Here is a 25,392-nt window from a genome sequence, read left to right as displayed (position 1 = left end):
GGGCGCCCGCCAAATGATCGCCTTGATGGACGGATAATCCGTTTTTCAAAAAACCAACGCTTACATCCTCCAAAAACAAACGCCCCGAACCAGTCGGGGCGTTTGTTTTTGGATCGCAGGAATGCGTTTTCACACACTCTGGCAGGCTGGGTTTTTTTATGGGCGGCGCAGGCTTAGTTGACCAGGCGATCGAGCAGGGCCTTGTCGCGTACCGCGCCTTTGTCGGCGCTTATTGGACTAGACGGTCGAGCAGGGCCTTGTCGCGCACCGCGCCTTTGTCGGCGCTGGTGGCGAGCAGGGCGTAAGCCTTCAGCGCGGTGGTGACTTTGCGTGGGCGTTTCTCCACTGGCTTCCAGCCTTTGGCGTCTTGCTCGGCGCGGCGGCTGGCCATCTCCTCGTCGCTGATCAACAGGTTGATCGAACGTTCGTGGATATTGATCAGCACCTTGTCGCCGGCGCGCACCAGGCCAATGGCACCGCCCGCAGCAGCTTCCGGCGAGGCGTGACCGATGGACAGGCCCGAGGTGCCGCCGGAGAAACGCCCGTCGGTGAGCAGGGCGCAGGCTTTGCCCAAGCCTTTGGACTTCAGGTAGGAGGTCGGGTAGAGCATTTCCTGCATGCCCGGGCCGCCTTTCGGGCCTTCGTAGCGGATGATGACGATGTCGCCGGCCACCACTTCATCGGCGAGGATGCCGCGCACCGCGCTGTCTTGGCTTTCGAAAATTTTCGCCGTGCCTTCAAATACATGAATCGACTCATCGACGCCGGCGGTTTTCACCACGCAGCCATCGACTGCGATGTTGCCGTACAGCACGGCCAGGCCGCCTTCTTGCGAATAGGCGTGCTCAACGCTGCGGATGCAGCCGTTCTCGCGGTCGTCATCGACGGTGTCCCAGCGGGTGCTTTGGCTGAACGCCGTCTGGGTCGGAATGCCGGCGGGGCCGGCGCGGAAGAAGGTATGCACAGCTTCATCGGCGGTCTGGGTGATGTCCCATTTGGCGATCGCCTCGGCCATGCTTTTGCTGTGCACGGTCGGCAGGTCGGTGTGCAGCAGGCCGCCACGGGCCAGGGAGCCGAGGATGCTGAAGATGCCGCCGGCGCGATGGACGTCTTCCATATGGTATTTCTGGATGTTCGGCGCGACCTTGCACAGCTGTGGTACGCGGCGCGAGAGGCGGTCGATGTCTTTTAGATCGAACTCCATTTCGGCTTCTTGCGCGGCGGCCAGCAGGTGCAGGATGGTGTTGGTCGAGCCGCCCATGGCGATGTCCAGCGTCATGGCATTTTCGAACGCCTTGAAGTTGGCGATGTTGCGCGGCAGGGCCGATTCGTCGTTGTCCTGGTAGTAGCGTTTGCACAGTTCAACCGCGGTGCGCCCGGCTTGCAGAAACAACTGCTCGCGGTCGCTGTGGGTGGCCAGGGTCGAGCCGTTGCCGGGCAGGGCCAGGCCTAGGGCTTCCATCAGGCAGTTCATCGAGTTGGCGGTGAACATCCCAGAACAGGAACCGCAAGTCGGGCAGGCGCTGCGCTCGTATTCGGCAACCTTCTCATCCGAAGCGCTGTCGTCGGCGGCGATCACCATGGCATCGACCAAGTCCAGGCCGTGGCTGGCCAGCTTGGTTTTGCCGGCTTCCATAGGCCCGCCGGAGACGAACACCACCGGAATGTTCAGGCGCAAGGCGGCCATCAACATGCCGGGGGTGATCTTGTCGCAGTTGCTGATGCACACGATGGCGTCGGCGCAGTGGGCGTTGACCATGTATTCGACCGAGTCGGCGATGATCTCGCGGCTCGGCAGCGAATAGAGCATGCCGTCGTGGCCCATGGCGATGCCGTCATCCACCGCAATGGTGTTGAATTCTTTGGCCACGCCGCCGGCGCGCTCGATCTCACGGGCGACCAGTTGGCCCATGTCCTTCAAGTGCACGTGGCCGGGCACGAACTGGGTGAAGGAGTTGGCGATGGCGATAATAGGTTTCTTGAAGTCTTCATCCTTCATCCCGGTGGCGCGCCACAGCGCACGGGCGCCGGCCATATTGCGGCCGTGGGTGGAGGTTTTTGAGCGATAGTCAGGCATGGCGGCGTTCTCGGGGGATCAGGCGGTCACGGAAAATTGCAGAATACCCGATCTGTCGCATGGGGCGGCAGCTCGGTGATCATTGGACGGGTGGACAACCGCGAAACGTTGTCCACCACAGGGCCATCAACTATTAGGCAATAACCGGCACGTCAAACTTTTGATATAGCGCGTCTCGGGGATCGCCGGATGCACCGGATGATCCGGGCCTTGGCTGCCACGTTCGAGCAGCTGCATATTGCGGTCCAGGTGGCGGGCGCTGGTCAGCAGAATGTTCTGCAGATCGTCTTCCGGCAGGTGCATCGAGCAGGAGGCGCTGACCAGAATGCCGTCCTTATTCAGCAGGCGCATGGCTTGTTCATTCAGGCGGCGATAAGCCGCTTCGCCGTTTTTCAGGTCTTTTTTGCGTTTGATAAAGGCCGGTGGGTCGACGATCACCACGTCGAAGCGCTCTTCGGCGGCTTTCAGCTGCTTAAGCGCCTCAAACACGTCACCTTCGAGGCAGGCGACTTTCTCGTTCAGGCCATTCAGGCCGGCGTTGCGCTCGACGCCATCGAGGGCGAAGGCCGAGGCGTCCACGCACATCACATCGCTGGCGCCGAAGGCCGCAGCTTGCACGCCCCAGCCGCCGATGTAGCTGAACAGGTCGAGCACCCGCTTGCCCTTAACGTAAGGAGCGATGCGTGCGCGGTTCATGCGGTGGTCGTAGAACCAGCCGGTTTTTTGTCCGGCAATTACCGGTGCCTCGAACTTAACGCCGTTTTCTTCCAGCGCGACCCACTCGGGCACCAGACCAAAGGCGGTTTCCACGTAGCTGCTCAGGCCTTCGGCATCGCGGGCGGCCGAGTCGTTTTTAAACAGAATGCCGCTGGGTTTGCACACTTGGACGAGAGCGGCGACCACGTCGTCCTTGTGCTTTTCCATGGTCGCGGAGGCTAACTGCACCACCAGAATGTCGCCGAAGCGGTCGACCACCAAGCCTGGCAGCAGGTCGGAATCGCCAAACACTAGGCGGTAATAGGGCTTGTCGAACAAGCGCTCGCGCAACGACAGGGCGACGTTGATGCGGTGCACCAACAGCGATTTATCCAGCACATGGCTAACGTCGCGCGACAGCAAGCGGGCGCAAATTAAATTATTCGGACTAACGGCAACAATGCCCAGGGGTTTGCCGCCGGCGGCTTCGAGGATCGCCTGATCGCCACTGGCGAAGGCGTTCAGCGGCGTGGCGGCAACATCCACCTCGTTGCTGAACACCCAGAGATGACCGGCGCGCAGGCGGCGATCGGCATTGGCTTTGAGGCGCAGGCTAGGCAGGGGCATGGGGGGCTTCTCGGGGAGTAAAAAGCGCGATTATACAGACTGTGTGAAAACTACTGCGCTCGGTTATGCGGCGTTAAAAATAGGCTAAAAATGTTCATTTACAGCTCGTAAACTGCGCTTTTTCGCCTGTTTTTGCCTTGCCTAACCTTTGCTCGCTACATTTTCACCCGGTCTGTATAGCGCAGGGAAAGTCTTGCCGTTGCCGCAGTTGCGCGAGCCAAAGAGGGCGAACTATGGCTACACTTAAGCATCACTTCATGCAGATCTGGCACCCATGGCCGTCGAACTCAGCACCGAACAGATTCAACAAGCTCTTTTGGGCATCAGCGTACCGCCGCAGCCGCAGATTATGGTCGATCTGCAAATGGAGCAGTACATGCCGGAGCCGGATCTGGGCGCCATTGCCAGGCTGATCAGCCATGATCCGGGGTTGTCGGGCGCGTTGCTGAAAATCGTCAATTCGCCATATTTTGGCTTGGCCAACCGGGTTGTCTCGATCCAGCAGGCGGTCAATCTGCTCGGCTGTAATACCGTCATCAATCTGATCAACGCCCAGTCAATTAAGGGTGAGATGAGCGACGAGACCATAGTCACCCTCAATCGCTTCTGGGACAGCGCCCAAGATGTGGCCATGACCTGTCTGACGCTGGCCAAGCGGATTGGCTACCAGCCGTCGGATGAGGCCTACGCGTTGGGGCTTTTTCATAACTGTGGAATTCCGCTGATGCTCAAGCGCTTCCCTGACTATATGGCAGTGTTGGAACAGGCCTATGCCAACTCTTCGGCGAATGTGCGCTTGGTTGATAGCGAAAATGATCAGCTCGATACCAATCATGCTGTGGTGGGCTATTACGTCGCCAAGTCGTGGAACCTGCCGCGGCATATCTGTGATGCGATTGCCCAGCATCATAATGTGCAAGGGGTGTTTAGTGAGGACACCAGTCGCGACAGCAAACTGAAGACCCTCTTAGCCATTTTGAAGATGGCCGAGCATATTTGCGGTTGTTATCGCACCCTCGGTCAGCAAGATGACGATCATGAGTGGGCGTGCATTCAAAACACCATCCTGGAATATGTCGGCTTTACCGAATACGAGTTTGACACTCTCAAAGACACCATTCGCGACCTCGATATTCGCTGATTAGCGGCTGCTGCAGCTCGTCGCTAAACCGTAGGATGGGTTGCGCGCCGCGATACCCATCACCCCGCAGTCTGAGGCTTTTTCGGTTGTATGCCTGAACTCCCTGAAGTTGAGACCACCCGCCGTGGCATTGCGCCCTATGTCGAGGGGCTGTGCGTGAGTCAGGTGATAGTGCGCGAGCGGCGTTTGCGCTGGCCTATCCCTGAAGACCTGGACGTGCGCTTGTCTGGGCAGCGGATTGAGCGCGTCGAACGGCGCGCCAAGTACCTGCTGCTGTATGCCGAGTCAGGTTGTTTGATCAGTCATCTGGGTATGTCGGGCAGCCTGCGGCTGGTGCCGGCCGACACGCCGGTGGCCAAGCATGAGCATGTGGATATCGTCATGGAGTCCGGCTTGGCGCTGCGCTACCACGACCCGCGACGCTTTGGCGCGATGCTCTGGAGCACCGACCCGCTTCAGCATCAGTTGCTGCAAAAGCTCGGACCGGAGCCTTTGACCGAGTTGTTTGATGGCGAGCGGCTGTTTGTGCAGTCGCGGGGCAAAAGCATGGCGGTCAAACCCTTTGTCATGGATAACGCGGTGGTGGTTGGGGTCGGCAATATCTATGCGTCCGAGGCCTTGTTTGCCGCCGGTATCGACCCGCGCCGGGCCGCAGGCTCGATCTCGCGGGCGCGCTACGTCAAGCTGGCGGCGGCGATTAAACGCATCCTCGCCGCGGCCATCGAATGTGGCGGTACCACTTTGCGCGACTTTGTCGGCGGCGACGGCCAGCCTGGATATTTCCAGCAGGAGTTGTTTGTCTACGGCCGCGCCGGGGAGTTTTGCAAATGCTGTGGCAGCACCCTGCGCGATATCCGTCTGGGCCAGCGGGCTAGCGTCTACTGCCCCAAATGCCAGCGCTAAGCCGCAAGCATCACGGGTTTTGCGCTCGATAGAAGTCAGTCAAAAATTTTCTGCCGATTGACGGCGTTCACGCTGACAATTATCAACGCGCTGTTATAGTTAGCCTTACCAACACGAATAGCTGAAGGATCGCCCCATGAATCTGTTCCGCACGACCGCCGCCCTACTGGCGCTGACCACTGGCTTGCTGGCCCTGCCGGCACAGGCAGAGGAGGTTCCGCAGGCGACAACCAATGGCGCTAGCGGCGATCCGCTGTATGCAGTCCAGGCACCTAAGGGCTATGTAATGATGGGCGATTTGATTTTTGCCCGGCCACTGCTGATTACTGCAACTGCCATTGGTGCGGTCGCCTTCGTGATCAGCCTGCCCTTTACCCTCGCCAGCGGCGGCGTCAAAGATGCAGGTACTGCTCTGGTGGTTGAGCCGGGCCGTGAAGCCTTTGTGCGTTGCCTGGGTTGCGATACCAGCGGTTATCAGCACAACTAAGGTTTAAGTTGATCTGACAAAAGCCGGTCAAGTGACCGGTTTTTTGTTGTCTGGCGATTGCTAGCGAAAGTTTGCCTGAGTTGCTGCACGCATGGATAATGCCGGCGCTTTGCCATGACGGCATCGACAAGCATGTTTGTCGTAGCGGCTTCGTCGCATTTGACAGGGATGCCCCAAGGGGCAAAGACCGAGTTAGTCACCTATGCATTTCAGTATTGATCAATGGCGTGCCTGGGCTCCGGGGCTCGAGAGTGCGGCCGACTGGAATGCCTGGTTGGCGGCGCAGCCTGTAGCTTCGGCGGATGGCGCTTTACCCTCAGTGAGCTTTCTTCCCGCCTTGCAGCGTCGGCGTCTGGGTGCTTTGGGGCGCATGTTGTTGCATGTCGCCTGGCCACTGGCCGAGGGCCAGCCAGCTATGCCGCTGGTGTTTGTTTCCCGGCATGGTGAAACCCCGCGAACCCTGGCGGTGCTGCAGGCACTGGCAGCGGATGAGCCGCTGTCGCCAACCCAATTCAGCTTGTCGGTGCACAATGCCATCATTGGCCAGTGGTCGATTCTGCGCGGCGATACCAGTGAGATGACTGCCCTGGCCGGCGATGGCGATGGCCTCGAGCACGGCCTGCTGGAGGCGCTGAGCTTGCTCGAAGAGGGCGCGCCCTCGGTGTTGCTGGTGGTCGCCGAGGAAGCGCCACCTGAGTTGTATCGGCCTTTTATCGATGATGTGCCTTGCGCTTATGCCCTGGCCCTGCGCCTGGTACCGGGCCGGGATTGGCAGTTGCAGCTTGACTGCGGGGCCGGGCCGAGAGCGCCTTGGCCCCACGCTTTTTCATTGCTGCAGGCGTTAACCGACGACTCTTCAGACGCCGCCTCCGGCAGCTTTACTCATTATTGGAATAGCCGGCAATGGACATGGTCACGCAACAAGGGTTGAGTCGCCGCAGCGCGCCTTATGCCTGGCGGCTGCTGGCCACCGCGCTGAGTTTTTGCCTGTTCGGTATCGGTGGCGTACTGCTGCGGTTGCTGGTGTTTCCGCTGTTGGCGTTGTTGCCCGGCGATGAACTGATTCGGCGTATGCGCGCGCGGGCCACGGTGAGCTGGAGTTTTCGTTGGTTCGTCGAATTTATGTTTCGCTCGGGCGTGCTGACCTATGAAGTTGAAGGCGCCGAGCGCCTCGGCCGACTGGGGCAGATGGTGATTGCCAATCACCCCTCATTGATCGATGTGGTGGTGCTGATCGCCTTTATCCGCGACGCCAACTGCGTGGTCAAACAGAGCCTGTGGGACAATCCCAGCATGCGCGGGCCGATCCGCGCCGCCCAGTACATCAGCAACAGCGGCAGTCTGGACATGCTCGATGAGGCTGCGGCGGCACTGCAGAGCGGCCAGACCCTGATTGTGTTCCCCGAAGGCACCCGCACCACGCCCGGTCAGCACCCTGAATTTCATCGCGGCGCGGCGGCTATCGCCTTGCGCGGTGCGCGGGTGGTCACCCCGGTGGTGATCAGCGTGACGCCGACCACCCTGACCAAGGCCGAGCCTTGGTACAGCATCCCGTCGCGCCGGTTCCACTTTCGCCTGCGGGTCGGCGAAGATATCGACCCGCAGCAGTTCAGCGCGTTGGGCCCGGCGCCTCTGGCCTCGCGCAAACTCAATGAGCATTTGCATCAGCACTTTATTAAGGAGCTCGCTAAAGATGAGCGATTTACAGCTGGAAATTAAACACCTGATCATCGATGCCCTGGGCCTCGAAGACATTGCTGCAGAAGATATAGGTGCAGACCTGGCGCTATTCGGTGAAGGCCTGGGCCTGGACTCGGTCGACGCCCTGGAACTGGGGCTGGCGCTGCAAAAACGCTTCGGCATCAAGATCGACGCCGACGCCAAGGACACCCGCAGCCACTTCGCCAATGTGGCCAGTCTGGCGGCTTTCGTTACCTCGCAACAGCGCGCCTGAGGAGCCCTAGATGCAAACCCATGATGAAGTGTTCACCATCCTGCGCGCCGCGCTGATCGAGCTGTTTGAGCTTGCGCCTGAGCAAATCAGCCTCGAAGCCAATCTGTATGACGACCTGGAAATCGACAGCATCGATGCCGTCGATCTGATCGACCACATCAAACGTCAGACCGGCAAGAAGATTGCCGCCGAAGAGTTCAAGGCCGTGCGCACCGTCGGCGACGTGGTCGAGGCGGTGCTGCGGGTCGTCAATACGCCGGCTGCCAACTAAGTCCATGAGTCGTTTATTTGTGGTCGAAGCCTTGCCGTGGGTCGTCAACCCGTCAGTCACCTGCCAACTAAGCCTATGAGCCGTTTATTTAGCCTGCTGCTGGTGGTGGTCGGGCTGCTCTATCCCTTCGCCGTGTATTACGGCATGGAACATTTATCTCCACGCTTGTTTGCCGCACTGCTCGGCGGTTTATGGCTGGCCCGGGTGCTGAGCAACAGTGGCAAACCCGGCAATCGCTGGATGGCGGTCTGCGCCCTGGGCTTTTGCCTGCTGCTCGGTGTGGCCGGTGAACCGCTATTGCTGCGTTGGTATCCGGTGCTGATCAGTGGCATGTTGCTGGCGTTGTTTAGTCTGAGCCTGAAATTTGGACCGCCGATGGTCGAACGCCTGGCGCGCTTGCGCGAGCCGGAGTTGCCGGCCGTGGCGGTGCGTTATACCCGGCAAGTGACCAAAGTCTGGGTCGGCTTCTTTCTGGCTAACGCGCTGGTGGTGGTGGGGCTCAATCTGTGGGCTCCGCTGAGCTGGTGGGCACTGTATACCGGGCTGATTTCCTACGGCTTGATCGGCCTGCTGTTTGCCGGCGAATGGCTGGTACGGCAACGTGTGAGGCGCTTCGGGTGAGTTGGTTGAATCTCGAACGGTTGTTGCTGGCCCCGGATGCTAGCCGCCGCGTTACCCCCGATCACTGTCACGCTGAAATCTGCCAGCGCGCCCTGAGCTTCGCCGCCGCCTTGCAAGCGCGCGGCGTGCAACGTGTGGCGTTGTACCTGACTGATGCCGCCGAACTGGCCGTCGCCTTGCTCGGCGCCTGGCGTGCCGGGGTCAGCGTGCTGTTGCCGGCCGATGATCTACCGCAAACCCGCCAGCAACTGGCCGGCCAGTGCGACCTGTGGCTCGACAGTCTGGAAGGTCTTGAGGCCGCGTTGCTGGCGCCGGCCGTGCTGGACCTCGACCAGTGCCGCCTGACCCTCTGTACCTCCGGCTCCAGCGGTAGCGCCAAGCTGATCGACAAGAGCTTGCGGCAACTGGCCAACGAAGTGCTGGCGCTGGAGCAGCTGTGGGGCGCGCAATTGCAGGGCGCCACAGTTGTGGCCAGCGTCGCGCCGCAGCATATCTATGGCTTGCTGTTCTGCGTGCTCTGGCCGCTGTGCGCCGGCCGGCCCTTTCTGCGCCGGGTACAGACGTTTCCGGAAGACCTGCAGCGCGAGAGCCTGCAGCAGCCCGCATTTATTTGGGTGGCCAGCCCAGCCCTACTCAAACGCATGGGTGAGCACCTCGACTGGCCGGCGCTCAGTCGAGTGCGCCAGGTGTTTTCCTCCGGCGGCCCGCTGCCGGCCGAGGCCGCGCAGTTGTTGCAACAGCGCCTCGGTCAGCGGCCGACGGAAATCTATGGCAGCTCGGAAACCGGCGGAGTCGCTTGGCGTCAGGGCGGCGAGTTGTGGCAGCCGTTCGCCGGCATCGAGTTGGGCCAGAACGAGGAGGGCGCGCTGAATCTGAGCTCCCCTTACTTGCCAGCCGGCCAGCGTGAACAAACCGCCGATGCCGTGCAGATTGAGGCCGATGGGCGCTTTCGGCTGGCTGGGCGACTGGATCGCATCGTCAAACTGGAAGAAAAACGCATTTCACTGCCGCAGCTGGAGCAGGCCTTGCTCGGTCATGCCTGGGTCAGCGATGCGCGTCTGGGGGTGATCCACGGGCGGCGGGACTTTCTCGGCGCGCTGCTGGCGCTGAGCCCGCGCGGTGTGCATGCCTTGCGTAATCAGGGCCGGCGCGCGCTGACCGAGGCCCTGCGTGAACATTTGGCCGGCCACTGCGCGGCCATTGCCTTGCCTCGGCGCTGGCGTCTGCTCAAGCAGTTGCCCTACAACAGTCAGGGCAAATTGCCGCAAGCCACAGTGGATGCACTACTCAGCGCGCCGCGGCCGACTCAAATCGAGCCGCAAAGCTTTGTTGAGAGCGACGGCGAATGGCAGCTGCAACTGGATATTCCCCTGGATCTGGCCCACTTCAGTGGCCACTTTGCGCAAACCCCGGTGCTGCCGGGAGTGGTGCAGGTCGATTGGGCGTTGCAGCTGGCTAGGCAATTGATTGTCGGCTTGCCACTGCGTTTCGTCGGCATGGAAGTGCTGAAGTTTCAGCAGCTGGCGCGCCCCGGTGATCGGCTGCAGCTGTCCCTGCGTTTCGACGCGGAACGCGGCAAGCTGTATTTTGCCTACCGCCATGGCGAGGCCGCCTGCTCGTCTGGCCGTATTCTATTGGCGGGCGCCCAATGAGCCGCGCAGGTGTTGGCGTTGGCGCGGGCTTTGGTAGGTTGGCGTTGAGCGCAGCGATACCCAACAAAATGGCGATGGGTATCGCTGCGCTCCACCCATCCTACGTGGTGGCTGCCGATGCATAAGGTCTGCGCGCTGATTCCGGTGTTTAACCATGAACTGGCCTTGCCGGCGGTGATCGCGCAACTGCGCTCTGCCGGCTTGCCGTGTCTGTTGGTGGATGACGGCTCCAGTGCCGCCTGCGCGGCGGTGATCGACGGGCTGGCGGCGCAGGCCGAGTGCTATCTGCTGCGTTTGCCGAGCAATCAAGGCAAGGGCGGCGCGGTGATGGCCGGTCTGCGCGAAGCGGCGCGCCTGGGCTTTAGCCACGCTTTGCAGGTGGACGCCGATGGCCAGCACGACCTGCAGTCGCTCGATGGCTTTCTTGCCGCTGCCGCCGCCAGCCCGCAAACGTTGATCTGCGGCTACCCGCAATACGACGCCAGCGTGCCCAAGGGCCGTCTGTATGGCCGCTACCTGACCCATGTCTGGGTGTGGATCAACAGTCTATCGCTGAGCATTCCCGACTCCATGTGCGGCTTTCGCGTCTACCCGCTGGCCGTCACCCTGGCGTTGATCGACTCAGTGGCCATTGGTCGGCGCATGGATTTTGACAGCGAGATTCTGGTGCGTCTGAGCTGGCGCAATCAGCCGATGCAGTGGTTGCCGATTCGGGTGCGTTACCCGGCCGACGGCCTATCGCATTTTCGCCTGCTGCACGACAACGCGCTGATCTCCAAGATGCACGCCAAGCTGTTTTTCGGCATGTTGCTGCGCGCGCCACTGATCCTCTGGCGGCGCTGGCGATGAGCAATCTAGACCAGCAGCCAGGCAGTCAGCACTGGGCCGCCCAAGGCGAACGCGGCAGCTTTTGGCTGATGAAACTCACCGCCACGCTGCTGCGCCTGCTGGGGCGGCGGCTGCTCAGTCCGCTGCTGTATGCCATCGTCATTTACTTTTTCTTGTGCGGTCGTAAGGCTCGCCACAGCATCGCCGAGTATCAGCGCAACCTGGCTATTTGGAGCGGTCGGCCCGAGTTAGCGCCGAGCCGGCGTTCGGTATTTGCTCAATTTATGGCCTTTGCCGACAGCCTGTTGGACAAGCTGGATGTCTGGCACGGCAAGTTGCCCCTGGCCGAGATTAGCCTGGTCGATCCGGCTGATTTGCGCAGCCAATTGCATCAGGGCGGCCGTGGACAACTGCTGGTCTGTGCGCACTTGGGTAATCTGGAAGTCAGCCGAGTGCTGGCCGAACTGGGTGAGCGGGTGCGGATGAACGTGCTGGTGCACACCAAGCACGCGGCGCAATTCAATCGCCTGCTTGGGGAGGCCGGCGCCAGCCATCTGCAGCTGATTCAGGTTAGCGAGCTGGACCCCGGCATCATGTTGCAACTGTCCGAGCGCCTGGAGCGCGGCGAGTGGCTGGCGATTGCCGGCGACCGCGTACCCTTGCAGGGCGGGCGCAAGGTAACGGTGGATTTTCTCGGCAAGCCTGCGGCGTTTCCCCAAGGCCCCTGGCTGTTGGCCGGCTTGCTGCGCTGCCCGGTGAACCTGCTCAGTTGTTTGAAAATCGACGGCCGCTACCAGTTGCAGCTCGAACCCTTTGCCGCCAGCGTGCACTGGTCCCGCCCGGAGCGGGACGCGGTGATCCGCCAGTGGGTGCAGCGCTACGCCGAGCGCCTTGGCCAGCATTGCCTCAGCGCGCCGGCGCAATGGTTTAATTTTTATCCCTTTTGGAAGTGCGATGAACAGCTTCAGTCCAAGTAGTCAGCCAAGCAATACGCCGGCGCCGGTGATTTTCGGCGAAGCGCCGCTGTGCATCGAGCAGATAGTCGCCCTGGCCCAGCTTCGTGCGCCGGCGCAATTGCAGAACGACCCCGCCTATCGGGCGAAAATCGCCAAGGGCGCGGCGTTTCTCGACAGTCTGCTGGATCGCGAAGGGGTGATCTATGGCGTCACCACCGGCTACGGCGACTCCTGCGTGGTGGCGGTGCCGCTGCATCAGGTCGAGGCGTTGCCACGGCATCTGTACACCTTCCACGGCTGCGGCCTGGGCCAGTTGCTGAATGCCGAGGCCAGCCGTGCCGTGCTGGCGGCGCGCTTGCAGTCGTTGGCGCAAGGCTGGTCGGGGGTGCGGGTCGAGTTGTTGGAGCGGCTGCAGGCCTTTCTCGAACACGATGTGCTGCCGCTGATTCCCGAGGAAGGCTCGGTGGGCGCCAGTGGCGATTTAACCCCGCTGTCCTATGTGGCCGCCACCCTGTCCGGTGAGCGCGAGGTGCTGTTTCGCGGCGAGCAACGCAGTTCTGCCGAGGTGCATGCCGAGCTGGACTGGCAACCGCTGGTGCTGCGCCCGAAAGAAGCCCTGGCGCTGATGAATGGCACCGCGGTGATGACCGCCCTGGCCTGCCAGGCCTTTGCTCGCGCGGACTATCTGCTCAAGCTGGCCACCCGGATTACCGCGCTGAACGTGCTGGCGCTGGAGGGCAATCCCGAGCACTTCGACGAGCGCCTGTTCGCCGCCAAGCCCCATCCGGGGCAGATGCAGGTGGCCGCCTGGATTCGCGCCGATCTCGCCATCGATGCGCCGACCGCGCCGCTGCACCGCCTGCAGGATCGCTACTCGCTGCGCTGCGCGCCCCATGTACTGGGGGTGATGGCCGACAGCCTGGGCTTGCTGCGGCAATTTATCGAAACCGAGCTGAACAGCGCCAACGACAACCCGCTGATCGACGCCGAGGCCGGCCGCGTGCTGCACGGTGGGCACTTCTACGGCGGCCATATCGCCTTTGCCATGGACAGCCTGAAGAACCTGGTCGGCAATGTCGCCGATCTGCTCGACCGGCAGCTGGCCCTGCTGGTCGACACCCGCTATAACCATGGCCTGCCGAGCAACCTGTCTGGCGCGCCGGCCGCCACTGCGATGATCAATCACGGCTTCAAGGCGGTGCAGATCGGCGCCAGCGCCTGGACCGCCGAAGCCTTGAAAAACACCATGCCGGCCAGCGTGTTTTCGCGCTCCACCGAATGCCACAACCAGGACAAGGTCAGCATGGGCACCATCGCCGCCCGCGATGCCTTGCGCAGCCTGGAGCTGACCGAACAGGTCGCGGCCGCCACCCTGCTGGCCGCCAATCAAGGCGTCTGGCTGCGTCAGCGCGATGGCAACCGCACCTTGCCGGCGGCTCTGGCGCTGATGCACGCACAGCTGGCCGAGGATTTCCCGCCGGTGATCGAGGACCGCGCCCTGGAAGGCGAATTGCGCCTGTGCCTGACGCGCATCCGCAGTCAGCATTGGAGTCTGTATGCGTAGCAAAGGCGTGTTGCAGGCAGAGATCGAGTTCGAGGTGCCGTTCTTCGATGTCGACTCGATGGAGGTGGTCTGGCACGGTCACTATGTCAAATACCTGGAAGTAGCCCGTTGTGCGCTGCTCGACAAGCTCGGCCACAACTATCAGCAGATGCGTGCCGCCGGTTACGCCTGGCCGATTATCGACCTGCAGTTGCGCTATGTGCGCGGTGCCCAGTTTGGCCAGCGGATCAAGGTGCGCGCCGACCTGATCGAGTGGCAGAACCGCCTGAAGATCAATTACCTGATCAGCGATGCCGCCACTGGCGAACGCCTGACCCGCGCCAGCAGCGTGCAGGTGGCGGTAGACATCGCCAGCCGCGAGATGCAGTTGGCCTCGCCACGGGTGCTGGTGGCTGCGGTCGAGCGGGTGCTTTCGTGAGTTTGCGCTTGGCCGGGTTGTTTCGTTTGCTGCCTCCCAACGAGCAGGTGAACAGGTTAACTATTGAATCGGTCGCCGCCTTTTGTAGGATGTGGTTGAGCGCAGCGATACCCATCAAACATCCGCCGTCCGCCGCCGATCAATCCAGCGATCGCCGCGCGTCCAACCTGCGCATTGCAAGGCGTGGCTTTTGCCGTGATGGGTATCGCTGCGCTCCACCCATCCTACAGGTGCTGCTGGCCAGCTTTGCGCTGCTCTGTGCGGGCCAGACTCAAGCCTTCGACCTGGATCAACTGAGTGCCCAACTGGCCAAGGCGGAGCTGGTGCGTGGGCCCTTTATTCAGCAGAAGCACCTGCGGGCCTTGGCCCAGCCGCTGACCAGCAAAGGCCAATTTGTCTTGTCCCGTGAACTCGGCTTGCTGTGGTTTTTGCACAGCCCGCTGCAGCAGGACTACCGTATCGACGCCAACGGCATCGCCCGCCGCGGTCCCCAGGGCTGGCAGCCGCCGGGGCAGGATGTGGCCGCCCAGCAGAGCCGCTTGTTTTTGGCGGTGCTCAAGGGAGATCACAGCGGTTTGGCGCGGGACTTTGACTTGCACTTGCAGGGCACCAGCAAGGCCTGGCAACTGCAGTTGCAGCCACGTTCGCTGCTGCTCAAGCAGATTTTCAGCGACATCCAGATTCAGGGCGGCGCCTTGGTTGAGCGCATCGAACTGCGGGAAGTGCAGGGTGACAGCACCTTGCTGCTGATGCCGGCGACCCAGCCCGGCAGCGAGCTGACTGAGCAGGAGCGTCGCGACTTTGCTCCTTAATCGCCCGGCACTGGAGCGCAACTTGCCACGGTTATTTGCCGTGCTGTTGCTGGCTTTGCTGGCGCTTGCCGCCTGGCAATGGCGCAACGGCCCGCCAGTGATGGCGAGCATGTTGGCGCTGTTGCCGGCCGGCAGCAGCGATGCGCTGGTGCAGCAAGCCGAGCAGCGCATGCAGGAGCCGCTGAATCGCGAGGTGCTGTTGTTGGTCGGCCATCCCCGGCGTGTCGAGGCTATCGCGCTGGCCGGGCAACTCGGCCAGCAATGGCGTCAGCTGCCGCAGTTTGATCGGGTGCAATGGAGCCTGCAGGCCGACCTCGACGTCATCCGCCAGCAATTGCGCGGCAGTCGCTTGAGTCTGTTGCCGCTGGCTGATCGGCAACTGTTGTTGGCCCAGCCCGAGCTGTTTATTCAGCAGCGGGTCGCGCAGTTATTCGACACCTTCGCCAGCGGCCGCCTGCTACCACCCGAGCAGGACTGGTTGGGGCTGGGCGCCCGTGCCCAGCAAGGCCTGAACCCGCGCAGGCAAGTGCAGGCGGACCTGGGCAGTGGTGTGCTGCTGCTGGAGAACCAGGGCATGACCTGGGCATTGTTGCGCGCCCATACCGCAGGCGACTCTTTTGACCTGCAAGCGCCCAAGGCAATTGCCGCCGCCGTCGCCCGGGCACGCACTGTTGTGACTGCCCAAGGCGGCCAGTTGCTGGCGGCCAGTGGTGTGCTCTACGCCGCCGCCGGCCAAGCCAAGGCCAGCCGCGAGATCAGCTGGATCGGTGGCGGCGCGACCCTCGGTACTTTGCTGTTGCTGCTGCTGGCGTTTCGCCGCTGGCGGGTGCTGCTGAGTTTGTTACCGGTGGCGGTGGCCTTGTTGGCCGGGTGCACGGCCTGCGTGCTGGTGTTCGGGCAGATCAATGCGCTGACCCTGGTGCTCGGTGCCAGCCTGATCGGGGTGGCCGCCGACTATCCGCTGCACTACCTGAGCAAGAGCTGGAGCATGCCGGCGTGGCGCAGCTGGTCGGCGTTGTGGGCGACTTTGCCGGGGTTGAGCCTGAGCCTGGGCACCAATCTGATCGGCTACCTGGCCCTGGCTTTTACGCCGTTTCCGGCGTTGACCCAGATCGCCCTGTTCTCGGCGGCCGGGCTGCTGGGCGCTTATCTGTGCGCGGTGTGTTTGCTGCCGGCCTGGCTGGCGCCGCTGCGGCTAACACCGCCGGCCAGCTTGCTGGGTTTTGCCGAGCAACTGTTGCGGCTGCGCCAGCGGCTGTTGGATAAAATCGGCAGCGGCCCGCTGCTCTTGGTGTTTTTGCTGCTGTGTGGCGCTGGCCTGTGGCAAGTACAGAGCCAGAATGATTTGCGCCAGTGGCTGGGCCAAGAGCCGCAACTTCTTAGTGAGGCTCGGCAGATTGCTGGGCTGACCGGGCAGCAGCCAACCAGTCAGTTCTTTCTGGTGCGCGGCGCCGATCAACAGCAGTTGCTAGAGCGCCAGGCCGCCTTGGCCCTGCGGCTGGACGGCCTGGTGGCGGCCAAACAACTGCAGGATTACCGCGCCCTGAGCCAGTTACAAAGCCCCGACTCGGCGCTGCAACCCCTGCGCCAGGCCGTGCAGCAATTGCCGCAGCATTGGCAGCCGTTGCTGGCCATGGGCATCCCGCTGGCGGCCTTGCAGCAGGAGCTGGCGCAGCTGCTGTTGCCGGCACCAAGTCTGGAGGTGACGCTGGCCGGGCCGTTGGCTGAAGCTTGGCGGCCACTGTGGTTGGGCGTCACGGCCGACGGCGACGTGGCCGGGTTAGTCAGCCTGCAAGGTCAGGCCAATGCAGCGCAGTTGCGCGGCGCGGCCGAGGGTTTTGACGGCGTGCAACTGGTCGATCGGATCGGCGAGCTGAATCAGTTATTTGCCGCCACCCAACTGAGCGCCGCCGAGTTGAAGCTGCTCTCCTGTGGGGCGATTTTAGTGCTGCTGTGCCTGCCCTTTGGCTTTGCCGGCGCGCTGCGGGTGGTCTGCCTGCCGCTGTTGGCGGCGCTGGCGACCCTGGCCTGTCTGGGCTGGCTGAGTCAGCCGTTAACCCTGTTTAGCCTGTTCGGTTTGCTGCTGATTACCGCCATCGGTGTCGATTACGCGATCCTTATGCGCGAAGCGATTGGTGGCGCCCCGGTCAGTCTGCTCGGCACCTTGCTCTCTGGGCTGCTCAGTTGGCTATCGTTCGGCCTGCTGCTGCTCAGCCAGACACCGGCGATTGCCAACTTCGGCTTAACCATTAGCCTGGGGCTGTTCTTCTGCTTTCTGCTGGCGCCTTGGGCTAGCCAGGAGCGCGGCCGATGAGCATCGCCCTGGGCTGGCTCGGCTTGTTACTGCTGTTTGCCCTGGCCACTTGGTTGGGCCGGCGCCTGGGGCTGATCGCCATCGTCAGCCAGTTGCTATTCGGCATGCTCGGCCTGCCACTGCTGCTGTGGTGGGCCGCGCCGCTGGGCGTGGATGCCAGCGCGCTGCTGGCGCCGCAGTGGCTGCACGGCCTGTATGGGCTGGCGTTTAGCCTGTTGCTGGGGTGTCTGCTGAGTGATGTGATCGATCTGGACCTGCAGCCGGCGAGCCTGAAGATCGCCCTGCCGAGTTTCTTTCTGCCGTTTTTCTGCGGGCTGGCGGTGGCGCTGTGGCTGCTGCCGGGGCTGAGCACTTTGGCCTGTGTGGCAGTCGGTTTGCTGTTTGCCCTGACCGCCATTCCGGTGCTGTTTTTGTATTTGCAGCACCAGCAGTACCCACCTGATTTGATCCGCCAATTGCTGCAGGCGGCGATCCTGATGGACCTGTTCTGCTGGCTGATCTTCGGCCTGGCCCAGGGTGGCAGTCAGCCGAGCACGCTGCTCTGGCCGTTATTGGCGGCCGGCACGCCACTGCTGTTGAAGCTGCTGCAGCGCGCATGGCCGCAACTGCAATCGGCACGGCTCAATGGGCTGATTTTTTTAGGGCTGTTACTGCTGCTGCAACAGTTGAAGTTGAATGCCCTGTTGTTCGGCATCGGCTATCTGTTGCTGCTCGCCAGTTTGCGCTTGCCACTGCAAATGCCGCTGCCGGCGGCCTGGCTGGCCTGGCTGCAAACCTGGCTGACGGTGCCGTTGATTCTGGCCTACGGCCTGTTGCAGATCGACTGGCAAAACGCCTGGCAAGGTTACAGTTGGCTGCAGTTTGCCGGCCTGCTGGTGCTGCCGATTGTCAGCAAACTGGCCGGCAACTGGCTGGGGCTGTCCTGGGCCGACGGCCAGCTGGGCGCGCGGCGCGGTAAATGGCGCGAGACCTTGCTGCTCAACACCCGTGGCTTGACCGAAATCGTCTTTCTCAATCTGCTGTTACAGCAACAGGTGATCAACGCCGAGTTGTATTTCGCGCTGATGCTGATGAGCTTGATCGCCACGCTGCTGCCGGCCTTTGCCGGTCGCCCGAGGCACTGCGGTACCCAACCTAATACTGAGGCAAGAAGCCCTGATGAAGTCTGCTGAGTTGCAACAACAAGCCGAGCAACGCCAGGTGGTGGTGATCGGTGCTGGGCCTTCCGGGGCGATTGCCAGCGCGCTGCTTAAGCGCCAAGGCCACGATGTGCTGGTGCTGGAGCGCCAGCTGTTTCCGCGTTTCTCGATTGGCGAAAGCCTGTTGCCGCATTGCCTGGACTTTGTCGAAGAGGCCGGCATGCTCGAGGCGGTCGAGGCGGCCGGCTTTCAGCTCAAATATGGCGCCGCTTTCGCCTGCGGCGAGGCCTACAGCGATTTTGATTTTCGCGACAAGTTCAGCCCAGGTCGCGGCACGGCCTATCAGGTATTGCGTGGCGACTTCGACAAGGTGCTGGCCGACGATGCCGAGCGCCAAGGGGTGGAGATTCGCTATCAGCAAGAGATAGTCGCCGTCGACTTTAGCGGCCTGCGTCCAATCCTGTCGGTACGGCGCTTAGTCGATGGCACTGAGTATCAGGTTGAATGCGCCTTCGTGCTGGATGGCAGCGGCTACGGACGGGTGTTGCCGCGCCTGCTCGACCTCGACCTGCCCTCGGCGTTTCCTATACGCCAGGCGGTGTTTACCCATATCGAGGACCGCATTGTGGCGCCGGGTTTTGACCGGGAGAAAATCCTCGTCAGCATCCACCCAGAGCACAGCGATGTGTGGTTTTGGCTGATCCCGTTCAGTGGCGGTCGTTGCTCGGTCGGGGTGGTGGCGGCAGCCGAGCATTACCAGGGTCGGCCGGTGGATCTGGATGCCTGCCTGCGCGAGTTTATCGGGCAAACCCCGCAACTGGCCGGCCTGCTGGAGCACGCCGTATGGGACACTCCGGCGCGCAGCCTGGGCGGCTATTCGGCCAATGTTAAAGCGCTGTACGGTCCGGGTTTCGCGCTGCTGGGCAATGCCGCCGAGTTTCTCGATCCGGTGTTTTCCTCGGGTGTGACCATCGCCATGCGCTCGGCCAGCATGGCCGCCGGCCTGCTGCACCGCCAGCTCAGCGGTGAGCCGGTGGACTGGGATAGCGAGTTTGCCGTGCCGCTCAAGCGCGGGGTGGATTGCTTCCGGGCCTACGTTGAGGGCTGGTATGACGGCAGCTTTCAGCCGGTGATTTTCTTTGCCAAGGCCAATCCGAATATCCGCCGGATGATTTGCTCGATTCTGGCCGGCTATGCCTGGGACCTGAATAACCCCTATGTGGCCGAACCGCAGCGCCGGCTCGCCGTACTCAGTGAGCTGTGTGCCACAGCGCCAACCAATGCACAGGCCAGTGCCAAGGAATGCTCATGAACCCGGTCGCCAGCAGCTACGTCACGGAAACCGGCTTTGCTTTCTGGTTTTTGCAGAGTGCTAGTGAGTGGCAGCAGCCTGTGCTGCGTGAGTCGCCGATCGATGAAAAGGACTTCGTATGAACCCCGTCGCCAGCACTTATGTCGAAGAAACCAGTTTTGGTTTCTGGTTTTTGCAGAGTCATGTCTGGCAGCAGCATGTGCTGCGGGTCGCCATTAATGACCTCAAACGGCTGGCTGGCGCTGGGTTGCCGGCCGATCCGGTGTTGCTGGATGCCGGCTGCGGCCAGGGCAAGTCGTTCGGTTTGTTGCAAGCAGCCTTTGCCCCGGCGCAGCTGATCGGCGTGGATGCCGACCCGGCGAGTCTCGACTGCTCACGGGCCGAGGCCGAGCGCCTGGGGTTGAGCGTGCAGCTGCTGGCCAATGATTGTGCGGCGTTGCAGTTGGCCGATGCCAGTGTCGACCTGTTGTTTTGCCATCAGACCTTTCACCATCTGGTCGAGCAGGAGCAAGCCTTGGGCGAATTCTGGCGGGTGCTGAAACCCGGTGGCCTGCTGCTGTTTGCCGAATCGACGCAGTTTTATATCGACACCTGGGTGATCCGCTGGCTGTTTCGCCACCCCATGCAGGTGCAAAAAACCGCCGCCGGTTATCTCGCCATGTTGCGCGGTCAGGGCTTCGAATTTACCGAGCAAAATGTCTCCTATCCCTATCTGTGGTGGAGTCGGGCCACGGATTTTGGCCTGCTGGAGCGCTGGGGCATTTGCAAGCCCAAGCCCTTTGGCCAGCGCAACGAAACCCTGGTTAATGTGGTGGCGCGCAAGCCGCCGGCAATGTTGGCCGAATGATCCGCGTCTGGCTGCTGGGCCTGTGCCTGCTGCTCGGCGCCTGTGGGTTGCGCACGCCGGTGCCCCAGGGCGTGCCGCAATTGCGCAGCCAGCTGCCGCTGACGCTGCTGATTCAGCGCAGCCAGGCCAGTGAACGCCAGGACTGGTTGTTGGTGCTGCAGGCCGAAGGGCCGAGTTTGCGTTGGTCACTGCTCGACCCGCTGGGCGTGCCCTTGGCCCGGCAATTACTCATCGAGGGTGAATGGCACAGCGACGGCCTGCTGCCGCCTAATCCCGAGGCCCGCGAGCTGTTTGCCGCGCTGCTGTTTGCCTTGAGCACGGATGCCGCCCTGGCGCAGAGTTATCCGGGCAAGGTGTGGCAGTTGACGGCACAAGGCCGCCGGCTCGATCCGCAGTGGTCAATTAGCTACCGCACGCCGCTGGAATTCAGCCTGAGTGGCGCAGATGTGCTCTATCAGGTGCGCGCACTTACGGCGGGGGAACCTTGATGCCGACTTCTTTGACTGAGCTAATGCCGGCGGCGCAGAGCCGTAATAACCCATTGCCGCTGGCTGCCGGCTTGCAATGTCCCGAAGCCCGCGAGCTGTTTGCCGCGCTGCTGTTCGCCCTGAGTACGGATGCTGCCCTGGCCCAGCACTATCCAGCCGGCACCTGGCAGTTAAGCGCCGCTGGCCGCCGGCTCGATCCGCAGTGGTCAATCAACTATCGCACGCCGCTGGAGTTCAGCTTGAGCGATGGGGCTGTGCTTTATCAGGTGCGCGCACTGTCGGCGGAGAAACCATGATGTCGACTTATTTGACTGAGCTGGGTCTGGTCTGCGCCCTTGGTAGCGGCCAGCAGGCTGTCGCGGCGGGACTGTTGGCCGGCGATACCAGCGGCATGCAGGCGCAAGGCGGCTGGGTCAGTGGCCGCGACCTGACCGTCGGCGCCGTAACCGCCGAGTTGCCGCCGATGCCGGCCGGTCTGGAGGCGGCCCAAAGTCGCAATAACCAACTGTTGCTGGCCGCCGCGCTGCAAATTGAACCGCAGATTCGCGCCACCATCGACCGTTACGGCGCCGGGCGGATCGGCGTGGTGCTCGGCACCAGTACCTCCGGTATTCACGAGGCGGCCTTAAGCATCGCCGAGCAACAGCGCACGGGTCAGTTGCCGGCCGACTACCGCTATAGCCAGCAAGAGCTGGTGGCGCCGGCGGCTTTTCTCAGCCAGTGGCTACAGCTGAGCGGCCCCAGCTATGTGATTTCCACCGCCTGCACCTCCGGCGCCCGCGCCCTGCTCAGTGCCCAGCGTTTGCTGCGTTTGGGCGTGTGCGATGCGGTGCTCTGTGGCGGGGTGGACAGCCTCTGCGGCCTGACCTTGAATGGCTTCGCGGCGCTGGAGGCGGTGGCCGATAAGCGCTGCAATCCATTCTCGGCCAATCGCAACGGCATCAATATCGGCGAAGGCGCGGCGCTTTTTTTAATGGCTAAAGAGCCGATGAGCAACGAGTCGAACTTGGCTGAGTCGGCGCCAATCATGCTGCTCGGCGGTGGCGCCAGCTCGGACGCTTACCATATCTCCGCCCCCGAGCCGCACGGCCTGGGTGCCCAAGCCGCGATGCGCCACGCCTTGGCCAATGCCGGCATCGCCGCCGAGGCAATCGACTATTTGAACCTGCACGGCACCGCCACTCGGCATAACGATGCAATGGAAAGCCTGGCGGTGCAGGCGGTATTCCCGGCTGGCGTGCCCTGCTCCTCGACCAAGCCACTGACCGGACACACTTTGGGCGCTGCCGGGGCGCTGGAGGCGGCATTTTGCTGGCTGACGCTGAGCCGGCATAATCCGCATCGCCGGTTGCCGCCCCAGGTCTGGGATGGCGTGCCCGACCCCGAGCTGCCAGCCCTGGATTTAGTCCAAGTCGGCCAGCAGTTTCGCCCCGCCGGCACCCGGCGCTTGATGAGTAATTCGTTTGCCTTCGGTGGCAATAATATTTCCCTGCTGTTTGCTCAAGAGCAGGAAAAAGAGCCTGTGCCTGCATTTGGAGAACGCCCATGAGCCTGTGGCCAATCGCCGAGTTGCTGCCCCATTCGGGCCAGATGATCCTGCTCGATGAGGTGCTGCGTTTCGGCGCCGAAGATGTCGAGACGCGGCTTACCGTGCGCCCCGGTGGCTTGTTCAATCTGGCCGACGGCAGCTTGCCAGCCTGGGTTGGGGTCGAGCTGATGGCGCAGACGGTGGCAGCCTTTGCCGGTTGTCAGGCGCGCCAAGCCGGTGAGCCGGTGCAGCTGGGGTTTTTACTCGGTACTCGCAGTTTCAGCTGCAATGTCGAGCGCTTCCCGGCGGGCAGCGAGCTGCACATCAGCGCCCTCTGCTCGCTGCGTGATGACAACGGCATGGGCGTCTTCGAATGCCATCTCCGCGGCCCGAATATCCAGGCCGAGGCGCGGCTAAATGTATTTTGTCCGCCGCAAATCGGCAGTTACCTGACGGAGCCCGAGCTATGAGCGCAACCATTTTGGTCACGGGTGTAGGTCGGGTTAGCGGCGGGGCTATACATCTTAAAATCAATCAATTACCCGGGCGCCGCGTAACCCGACGCAAGGCCGCAAACGCAGCAATATTGCTGATAGCGTCACCGCCACGTCGGGTTACGGCGCGCGCAAATGTGCGGCATCGCCAGCCCTGCGTGTACGCGCCTAACCCGACCTACAATCTGCTCGGCCGCGTAACAGCAGTTGTCTAACGGAAGCTTATGTATGAGTGAAACCATTCTGGTCACCGGCTCCAGCCGTGGCATCGGTCGGGCCATTGCCCTGCGCCTGGCCCGCGCCGGTTATGATCTGGTGCTGCATTGCCGGAGCCGGCGCGAAGATGCCGAGCAGGTGCAGCGCGAGATTGCCGCTCTCGGCCAGCAGGCGCGGATTCTGCAGTTTGACGTGGCCGATCGGGCCGCCTGTCGCACCGAGCTGGAGGCCGATGTCGAGGCCCATGGTGCCTACTACGGAGTGGTCTGCAACGCCGGCCTGACCCGCGACGGCGCCTTTCCGGCGCTCACTGAGGAAGATTGGGACCTGGTGCTACGGACCAATCTGGACGGTTTCTTTAATGTCTTGCAGCCCTTGACCATGCCGATGATTCGTCGCCGTGCGCCGGGCCGCATCGTCTGTATCACCTCGGTGTCGGGGATGATCGGCAACCGTGGCCAGGTCAATTACAGCGCTTCCAAAGCCGGGGTAATTGGCGCGGCCAAGGCGTTGGCCATCGAGCTGGGTAAACGCAAGATCACCGTCAACTGTGTGGCGCCAGGGCTGATCGACACCGAGATGCTCGATGAGCATGTGCCATTGGCGGAGATCCTCAAGATGATCCCGGCGCAACGCATGGGCACGCCGGACGAAGTGGCCGGCGCGGTGAATTTTTTAATGTCGGACGAGGCGGCCTATATCACCCGCCAAGTGATCGCAGTGAATGGTGGGTTGTGTTGATGAGTGCTTGTAAATGAAGGGTTGTAAACGGGTAGTGGTAACCGGCATGGCCGGGATCACCTCACTGGGCAGTGACTGGGCCAGCATCGAAGCGAATTTTCGCGCCAATCGCAGCGGCATTCGTTATATGCCGGAGTGGGAGCGTTTCAGCGAGTTGAACACCCGTCTCGGCGGGCCGGTCGACGACTTCCAGGTGCCGGCGCACTGGACCCGCAAGCAATTGCGCAGCATGGGCCGGGTCTCGCGGTTGGCGGTGGCGGCGGCCGAACAGGCGTTAAGCAACGCCGGCTTGCTGAATGATCCGTGCATTCAGGATGGCCGCATGGGCGTGGCCTGCGGCTCGTCCACCGGCAGCACCGACGAGGTCAAAGCCTTCGGCAATATGCTGCTCAATGGCGTCGCCGATGGCCTGAATGCCAACTCCTATGTGCGCATGATGCCGCACACTACGGCCGCCAATATCAGCATCTTCTTCGGCCTCAAGGGTCGGCTGATTCCCACTTCCAGTGCCTGTACCAGCGGCAGCCAGGGCATCGGTTATGCCTATGAGGCGATCAAGTTTGGTCGTCTACCGCTGATGCTGGCCGGTGGCGCCGAGGAGCTGTGTCCGACCGAGGCCATGGTCTTCGATGCACTGTACGCCACCAGCTTGAAAAACGACGCCCCGCAAAGCTCGCCGCGACCTTTCGATCAGGGCCGTGATGGCCTGGTGATTGGTGAAGGCGCCGGCATGCTGGTGTTGGAGGAGCTGGAGCATGCGCTGGCCCGAGGCGCCACCATCTATGCCGAAATCGTCGGTTTTGGCAGCAATGCCGACGGCCAGCACACCACCCGCCCGGCGCCGGCGACCATGCGCCGGGCGATGCAGTTGGCGCTGGAAGATGCCGAGCTGGAACCCGCAGCCATCGGTTACGTCAACGGTCACGGCACCGCCACCGAACAGGGCGACATCGCCGAGAGCCATGCCACCCACAGCCTGTTCGGGCCGAAGATGCCGATCAGCTCGCAGAAGAGTTTTCTCGGTCACACCCTGGGTGCCTGCGGGGCGCTGGAGGCCTGGTTCAGCATCGAGATGCTCAATCGCGACCTGTATGCCCATACCCTGAATCTGCACGCCGTCGATCCGGCTTGCGCCGAACTCGACTACCTGCGCGGCGAGATGCGGTCGATGAGCCATCAGTATGTGATGACCAATAACTTTGCCTTCGGCGGGGTCAATACCTCGTTGATTCTGCGGCGCTGGCCGTTAGCCACGACGGACTAATTGCTTGCAGTGAGACCCGACAAGCGGCAGGCATTCTGCCGT

General features: G+C 62.3%; 27 protein-coding genes. 25 read left to right on the top strand and 2 right to left on the bottom strand.

From position 1 onward, the window contains the following. Positions 1-229: 229 nt before the first annotated feature. The gene (gene ilvD, locus Q8R10_RS12025; protein ID WP_305654050.1) at positions 230-2,077 is read right to left on the bottom strand and encodes a dihydroxy-acid dehydratase; all 1,848 of its coding nucleotides are present in this window, start codon (positions 2,075-2,077) and stop codon (positions 230-232) included. A 126-nt stretch (positions 2,078-2,203) separates the two neighbouring features. Further along, the gene (locus tag Q8R10_RS12020; protein WP_305654049.1) at positions 2,204-3,400 is read right to left on the bottom strand and encodes a class I SAM-dependent rRNA methyltransferase; all 1,197 of its coding nucleotides are present in this window, start codon (positions 3,398-3,400) and stop codon (positions 2,204-2,206) included. Between the two features lie 274 nt (positions 3,401-3,674). On the opposite strand from Q8R10_RS12020, the gene Q8R10_RS12015 reads away from it, so the two are divergent. The 25 genes from Q8R10_RS12015 to Q8R10_RS11895 all read left to right on the top strand — a co-directional run bounded on the left by Q8R10_RS12015 (position 3,675) and on the right by Q8R10_RS11895 (position 25,350). After that, positions 3,675-4,541, top strand: coding sequence for an HDOD domain-containing protein (locus Q8R10_RS12015; protein ID WP_305654047.1), 867 nt, complete (start codon positions 3,675-3,677; stop codon positions 4,539-4,541). A gap of 90 nt (positions 4,542-4,631) precedes the next feature. Next, positions 4,632-5,444, top strand: a complete 813-nt coding sequence (gene mutM, locus Q8R10_RS12010; RefSeq protein ID WP_305654046.1) for a bifunctional DNA-formamidopyrimidine glycosylase/DNA-(apurinic or apyrimidinic site) lyase — start codon at positions 4,632-4,634, stop codon at positions 5,442-5,444. Between the two features lie 136 nt (positions 5,445-5,580). Next, the gene (locus tag Q8R10_RS12005) at positions 5,581-5,931 is read left to right on the top strand and encodes a multidrug transporter (RefSeq protein WP_305654045.1); all 351 of its coding nucleotides are present in this window, start codon (positions 5,581-5,583) and stop codon (positions 5,929-5,931) included. Positions 5,932-6,133: 202 nt separating this feature from the next. Next, the gene (locus Q8R10_RS12000; protein ID WP_305654043.1) at positions 6,134-6,862 is read left to right on the top strand and encodes a beta-ketoacyl synthase chain length factor; all 729 of its coding nucleotides are present in this window, start codon (positions 6,134-6,136) and stop codon (positions 6,860-6,862) included. Then, positions 6,835-7,650: a 1-acyl-sn-glycerol-3-phosphate acyltransferase gene (locus tag Q8R10_RS11995; RefSeq protein ID WP_305654041.1), complete on the top strand. Its 816-nt coding sequence runs from the start codon at positions 6,835-6,837 to the stop codon at positions 7,648-7,650. Before Q8R10_RS12000 ends, Q8R10_RS11995 begins: the two co-directional genes overlap by 28 nt. After that, positions 7,625-7,885: a phosphopantetheine-binding protein gene (locus tag Q8R10_RS11990; RefSeq protein WP_305654040.1), complete on the top strand. Its 261-nt coding sequence runs from the start codon at positions 7,625-7,627 to the stop codon at positions 7,883-7,885. The genes Q8R10_RS11995 and Q8R10_RS11990 overlap by 26 nt, the downstream gene beginning before the upstream one ends. Positions 7,886-7,895: 10 nt before the next feature. Further along, positions 7,896-8,156: an acyl carrier protein gene (locus Q8R10_RS11985; protein WP_305654038.1), complete on the top strand. Its 261-nt coding sequence runs from the start codon at positions 7,896-7,898 to the stop codon at positions 8,154-8,156. A gap of 75 nt (positions 8,157-8,231) precedes the next feature. Further along, positions 8,232-8,777: a hypothetical protein gene (locus tag Q8R10_RS11980; protein ID WP_305654036.1), complete on the top strand. Its 546-nt coding sequence runs from the start codon at positions 8,232-8,234 to the stop codon at positions 8,775-8,777. After that, positions 8,774-10,429, top strand: a complete 1,656-nt coding sequence (locus tag Q8R10_RS11975) for an acyl-CoA synthetase family protein (RefSeq protein ID WP_305654035.1) — start codon at positions 8,774-8,776, stop codon at positions 10,427-10,429. The genes Q8R10_RS11980 and Q8R10_RS11975 overlap by 4 nt, the downstream gene beginning before the upstream one ends. 117 nt (positions 10,430-10,546) lie before the next feature. Beyond that, the gene (locus Q8R10_RS11970) at positions 10,547-11,278 is read left to right on the top strand and encodes a glycosyltransferase family 2 protein (protein WP_305654034.1); all 732 of its coding nucleotides are present in this window, start codon (positions 10,547-10,549) and stop codon (positions 11,276-11,278) included. Next, on the top strand, positions 11,275-12,234 hold the full coding sequence (locus Q8R10_RS11965; protein WP_305654032.1) for a glycosyl transferase: 960 nt from the start codon (positions 11,275-11,277) through the stop codon (positions 12,232-12,234). Before Q8R10_RS11970 ends, Q8R10_RS11965 begins: the two co-directional genes overlap by 4 nt. Continuing rightward, on the top strand, positions 12,212-13,777 hold the full coding sequence (gene hutH, locus Q8R10_RS11960; protein WP_305654030.1) for a histidine ammonia-lyase: 1,566 nt from the start codon (positions 12,212-12,214) through the stop codon (positions 13,775-13,777). The genes Q8R10_RS11965 and hutH overlap by 23 nt, the downstream gene beginning before the upstream one ends. Further along, complete coding sequence (locus tag Q8R10_RS11955) at positions 13,770-14,195, top strand: thioesterase family protein (protein WP_305654029.1); 426 nt, start codon at positions 13,770-13,772, stop codon at positions 14,193-14,195. The genes hutH and Q8R10_RS11955 overlap by 8 nt, the downstream gene beginning before the upstream one ends. 221 nt (positions 14,196-14,416) lie before the next feature. Then, positions 14,417-15,007, top strand: coding sequence for an outer membrane lipoprotein carrier protein LolA (locus tag Q8R10_RS11950; RefSeq protein WP_371133330.1), 591 nt, complete (start codon positions 14,417-14,419; stop codon positions 15,005-15,007). Next, on the top strand, positions 14,997-17,321 hold the full coding sequence (locus Q8R10_RS11945) for an MMPL family transporter (RefSeq protein WP_305654028.1): 2,325 nt from the start codon (positions 14,997-14,999) through the stop codon (positions 17,319-17,321). The genes Q8R10_RS11950 and Q8R10_RS11945 overlap by 11 nt, the downstream gene beginning before the upstream one ends. Further along, a complete protein-coding gene (locus Q8R10_RS11940) occupies positions 17,318-18,493 on the top strand; it encodes a cation:proton antiporter (RefSeq protein ID WP_305654027.1) in 1,176 nt (391 codons plus the stop codon). Before Q8R10_RS11945 ends, Q8R10_RS11940 begins: the two co-directional genes overlap by 4 nt. Beyond that, complete coding sequence (locus tag Q8R10_RS11935) at positions 18,480-19,772, top strand: NAD(P)/FAD-dependent oxidoreductase (protein WP_305654026.1); 1,293 nt, start codon at positions 18,480-18,482, stop codon at positions 19,770-19,772. The genes Q8R10_RS11940 and Q8R10_RS11935 overlap by 14 nt, the downstream gene beginning before the upstream one ends. Continuing rightward, positions 19,769-19,894, top strand: coding sequence for a hypothetical protein (locus Q8R10_RS11930; RefSeq protein WP_305654025.1), 126 nt, complete (start codon positions 19,769-19,771; stop codon positions 19,892-19,894). Before Q8R10_RS11935 ends, Q8R10_RS11930 begins: the two co-directional genes overlap by 4 nt. Beyond that, the gene (locus tag Q8R10_RS11925; protein ID WP_305654024.1) at positions 19,891-20,619 is read left to right on the top strand and encodes a class I SAM-dependent methyltransferase; all 729 of its coding nucleotides are present in this window, start codon (positions 19,891-19,893) and stop codon (positions 20,617-20,619) included. The genes Q8R10_RS11930 and Q8R10_RS11925 overlap by 4 nt, the downstream gene beginning before the upstream one ends. Continuing rightward, entirely contained in the window at positions 20,616-21,107 is a 492-nt protein-coding gene (locus Q8R10_RS11920; RefSeq protein ID WP_305654023.1) for a hypothetical protein, read from the top strand. The genes Q8R10_RS11925 and Q8R10_RS11920 overlap by 4 nt, the downstream gene beginning before the upstream one ends. Continuing rightward, positions 21,107-21,403, top strand: coding sequence for a hypothetical protein (locus tag Q8R10_RS11915; protein ID WP_305654022.1), 297 nt, complete (start codon positions 21,107-21,109; stop codon positions 21,401-21,403). The genes Q8R10_RS11920 and Q8R10_RS11915 overlap by 1 nt, the downstream gene beginning before the upstream one ends. Further along, on the top strand, positions 21,403-22,656 hold the full coding sequence (locus Q8R10_RS11910) for a beta-ketoacyl-[acyl-carrier-protein] synthase family protein (RefSeq protein ID WP_305654020.1): 1,254 nt from the start codon (positions 21,403-21,405) through the stop codon (positions 22,654-22,656). The genes Q8R10_RS11915 and Q8R10_RS11910 overlap by 1 nt, the downstream gene beginning before the upstream one ends. Beyond that, entirely contained in the window at positions 22,653-23,105 is a 453-nt protein-coding gene (locus Q8R10_RS11905; protein ID WP_305654018.1) for a hotdog family protein, read from the top strand. Before Q8R10_RS11910 ends, Q8R10_RS11905 begins: the two co-directional genes overlap by 4 nt. 252 nt (positions 23,106-23,357) lie before the next feature. Next, on the top strand, positions 23,358-24,086 hold the full coding sequence (gene fabG, locus Q8R10_RS11900; protein ID WP_305654016.1) for a 3-oxoacyl-ACP reductase FabG: 729 nt from the start codon (positions 23,358-23,360) through the stop codon (positions 24,084-24,086). A gap of 13 nt (positions 24,087-24,099) precedes the next feature. Further along, positions 24,100-25,350 carry a beta-ketoacyl-ACP synthase gene (locus tag Q8R10_RS11895; protein ID WP_305654014.1) on the top strand — a complete coding sequence of 417 codons (1,251 nt, stop codon included), beginning with the start codon at positions 24,100-24,102 and terminating at the stop codon, positions 25,348-25,350. The last annotated feature ends 42 nt before the right edge of the window (positions 25,351-25,392 follow it).

The organism is Pseudomonas sp. (genome assembly GCF_030698175.1).
Lineage (GTDB): Bacteria > Pseudomonadota > Gammaproteobacteria > Pseudomonadales > Pseudomonadaceae > Aquipseudomonas.
This window is presented reverse-complemented; position numbering and strand designations above follow the sequence as displayed.

Excerpts from the sequence above, each read along its gene's own strand:
- Q8R10_RS12005 (WP_305654045.1), top strand. The coding sequence starts at position 5,581 with ATGAATCTGTTCCGCACGACCGCCGCCCTACTGGCGCTGACCACTGGC.
- Q8R10_RS11965 (WP_305654032.1), top strand. The coding sequence starts at position 11,275 with ATGAGCAATCTAGACCAGCAGCCAGGCAGTCAGCACTGGGCCGCCCAA.
- mutM (WP_305654046.1), top strand. The coding sequence starts at position 4,632 with ATGCCTGAACTCCCTGAAGTTGAGACCACCCGCCGTGGCATTGCGCCC.
- Q8R10_RS11995 (WP_305654041.1), top strand. The coding sequence starts at position 6,835 with ATGGACATGGTCACGCAACAAGGGTTGAGTCGCCGCAGCGCGCCTTAT.
- Q8R10_RS11920 (WP_305654023.1), top strand. The coding sequence starts at position 20,616 with ATGATCCGCGTCTGGCTGCTGGGCCTGTGCCTGCTGCTCGGCGCCTGT.
- Q8R10_RS12020 (WP_305654049.1), bottom strand. The coding sequence starts at position 3,400 with ATGCCCCTGCCTAGCCTGCGCCTCAAAGCCAATGCCGATCGCCGCCTG.
- Q8R10_RS11915 (WP_305654022.1), top strand. The coding sequence starts at position 21,107 with ATGCCGACTTCTTTGACTGAGCTAATGCCGGCGGCGCAGAGCCGTAAT.
- Q8R10_RS11910 (WP_305654020.1), top strand. The coding sequence starts at position 21,403 with ATGTCGACTTATTTGACTGAGCTGGGTCTGGTCTGCGCCCTTGGTAGC.
- Q8R10_RS11970 (WP_305654034.1), top strand. The coding sequence starts at position 10,547 with ATGCATAAGGTCTGCGCGCTGATTCCGGTGTTTAACCATGAACTGGCC.
- Q8R10_RS11935 (WP_305654026.1), top strand. The coding sequence starts at position 18,480 with ATGAAGTCTGCTGAGTTGCAACAACAAGCCGAGCAACGCCAGGTGGTG.
- ilvD (WP_305654050.1), bottom strand. The coding sequence starts at position 2,077 with ATGCCTGACTATCGCTCAAAAACCTCCACCCACGGCCGCAATATGGCC.
- Q8R10_RS12000 (WP_305654043.1), top strand. The coding sequence starts at position 6,134 with ATGCATTTCAGTATTGATCAATGGCGTGCCTGGGCTCCGGGGCTCGAG.
- Q8R10_RS11985 (WP_305654038.1), top strand. The coding sequence starts at position 7,896 with ATGCAAACCCATGATGAAGTGTTCACCATCCTGCGCGCCGCGCTGATC.
- Q8R10_RS11895 (WP_305654014.1), top strand. The coding sequence starts at position 24,100 with ATGAAGGGTTGTAAACGGGTAGTGGTAACCGGCATGGCCGGGATCACC.
- hutH (WP_305654030.1), top strand. The coding sequence starts at position 12,212 with ATGAACAGCTTCAGTCCAAGTAGTCAGCCAAGCAATACGCCGGCGCCG.
- Q8R10_RS11955 (WP_305654029.1), top strand. The coding sequence starts at position 13,770 with ATGCGTAGCAAAGGCGTGTTGCAGGCAGAGATCGAGTTCGAGGTGCCG.
- Q8R10_RS11925 (WP_305654024.1), top strand. The coding sequence starts at position 19,891 with ATGAACCCCGTCGCCAGCACTTATGTCGAAGAAACCAGTTTTGGTTTC.
- Q8R10_RS11980 (WP_305654036.1), top strand. The coding sequence starts at position 8,232 with ATGAGCCGTTTATTTAGCCTGCTGCTGGTGGTGGTCGGGCTGCTCTAT.
- Q8R10_RS11990 (WP_305654040.1), top strand. The coding sequence starts at position 7,625 with ATGAGCGATTTACAGCTGGAAATTAAACACCTGATCATCGATGCCCTG.
- Q8R10_RS11940 (WP_305654027.1), top strand. The coding sequence starts at position 17,318 with ATGAGCATCGCCCTGGGCTGGCTCGGCTTGTTACTGCTGTTTGCCCTG.
- Q8R10_RS11905 (WP_305654018.1), top strand. The coding sequence starts at position 22,653 with ATGAGCCTGTGGCCAATCGCCGAGTTGCTGCCCCATTCGGGCCAGATG.
- Q8R10_RS11930 (WP_305654025.1), top strand. The coding sequence starts at position 19,769 with ATGAACCCGGTCGCCAGCAGCTACGTCACGGAAACCGGCTTTGCTTTC.
- fabG (WP_305654016.1), top strand. The coding sequence starts at position 23,358 with ATGAGTGAAACCATTCTGGTCACCGGCTCCAGCCGTGGCATCGGTCGG.
- Q8R10_RS12015 (WP_305654047.1), top strand. The coding sequence starts at position 3,675 with ATGGCCGTCGAACTCAGCACCGAACAGATTCAACAAGCTCTTTTGGGC.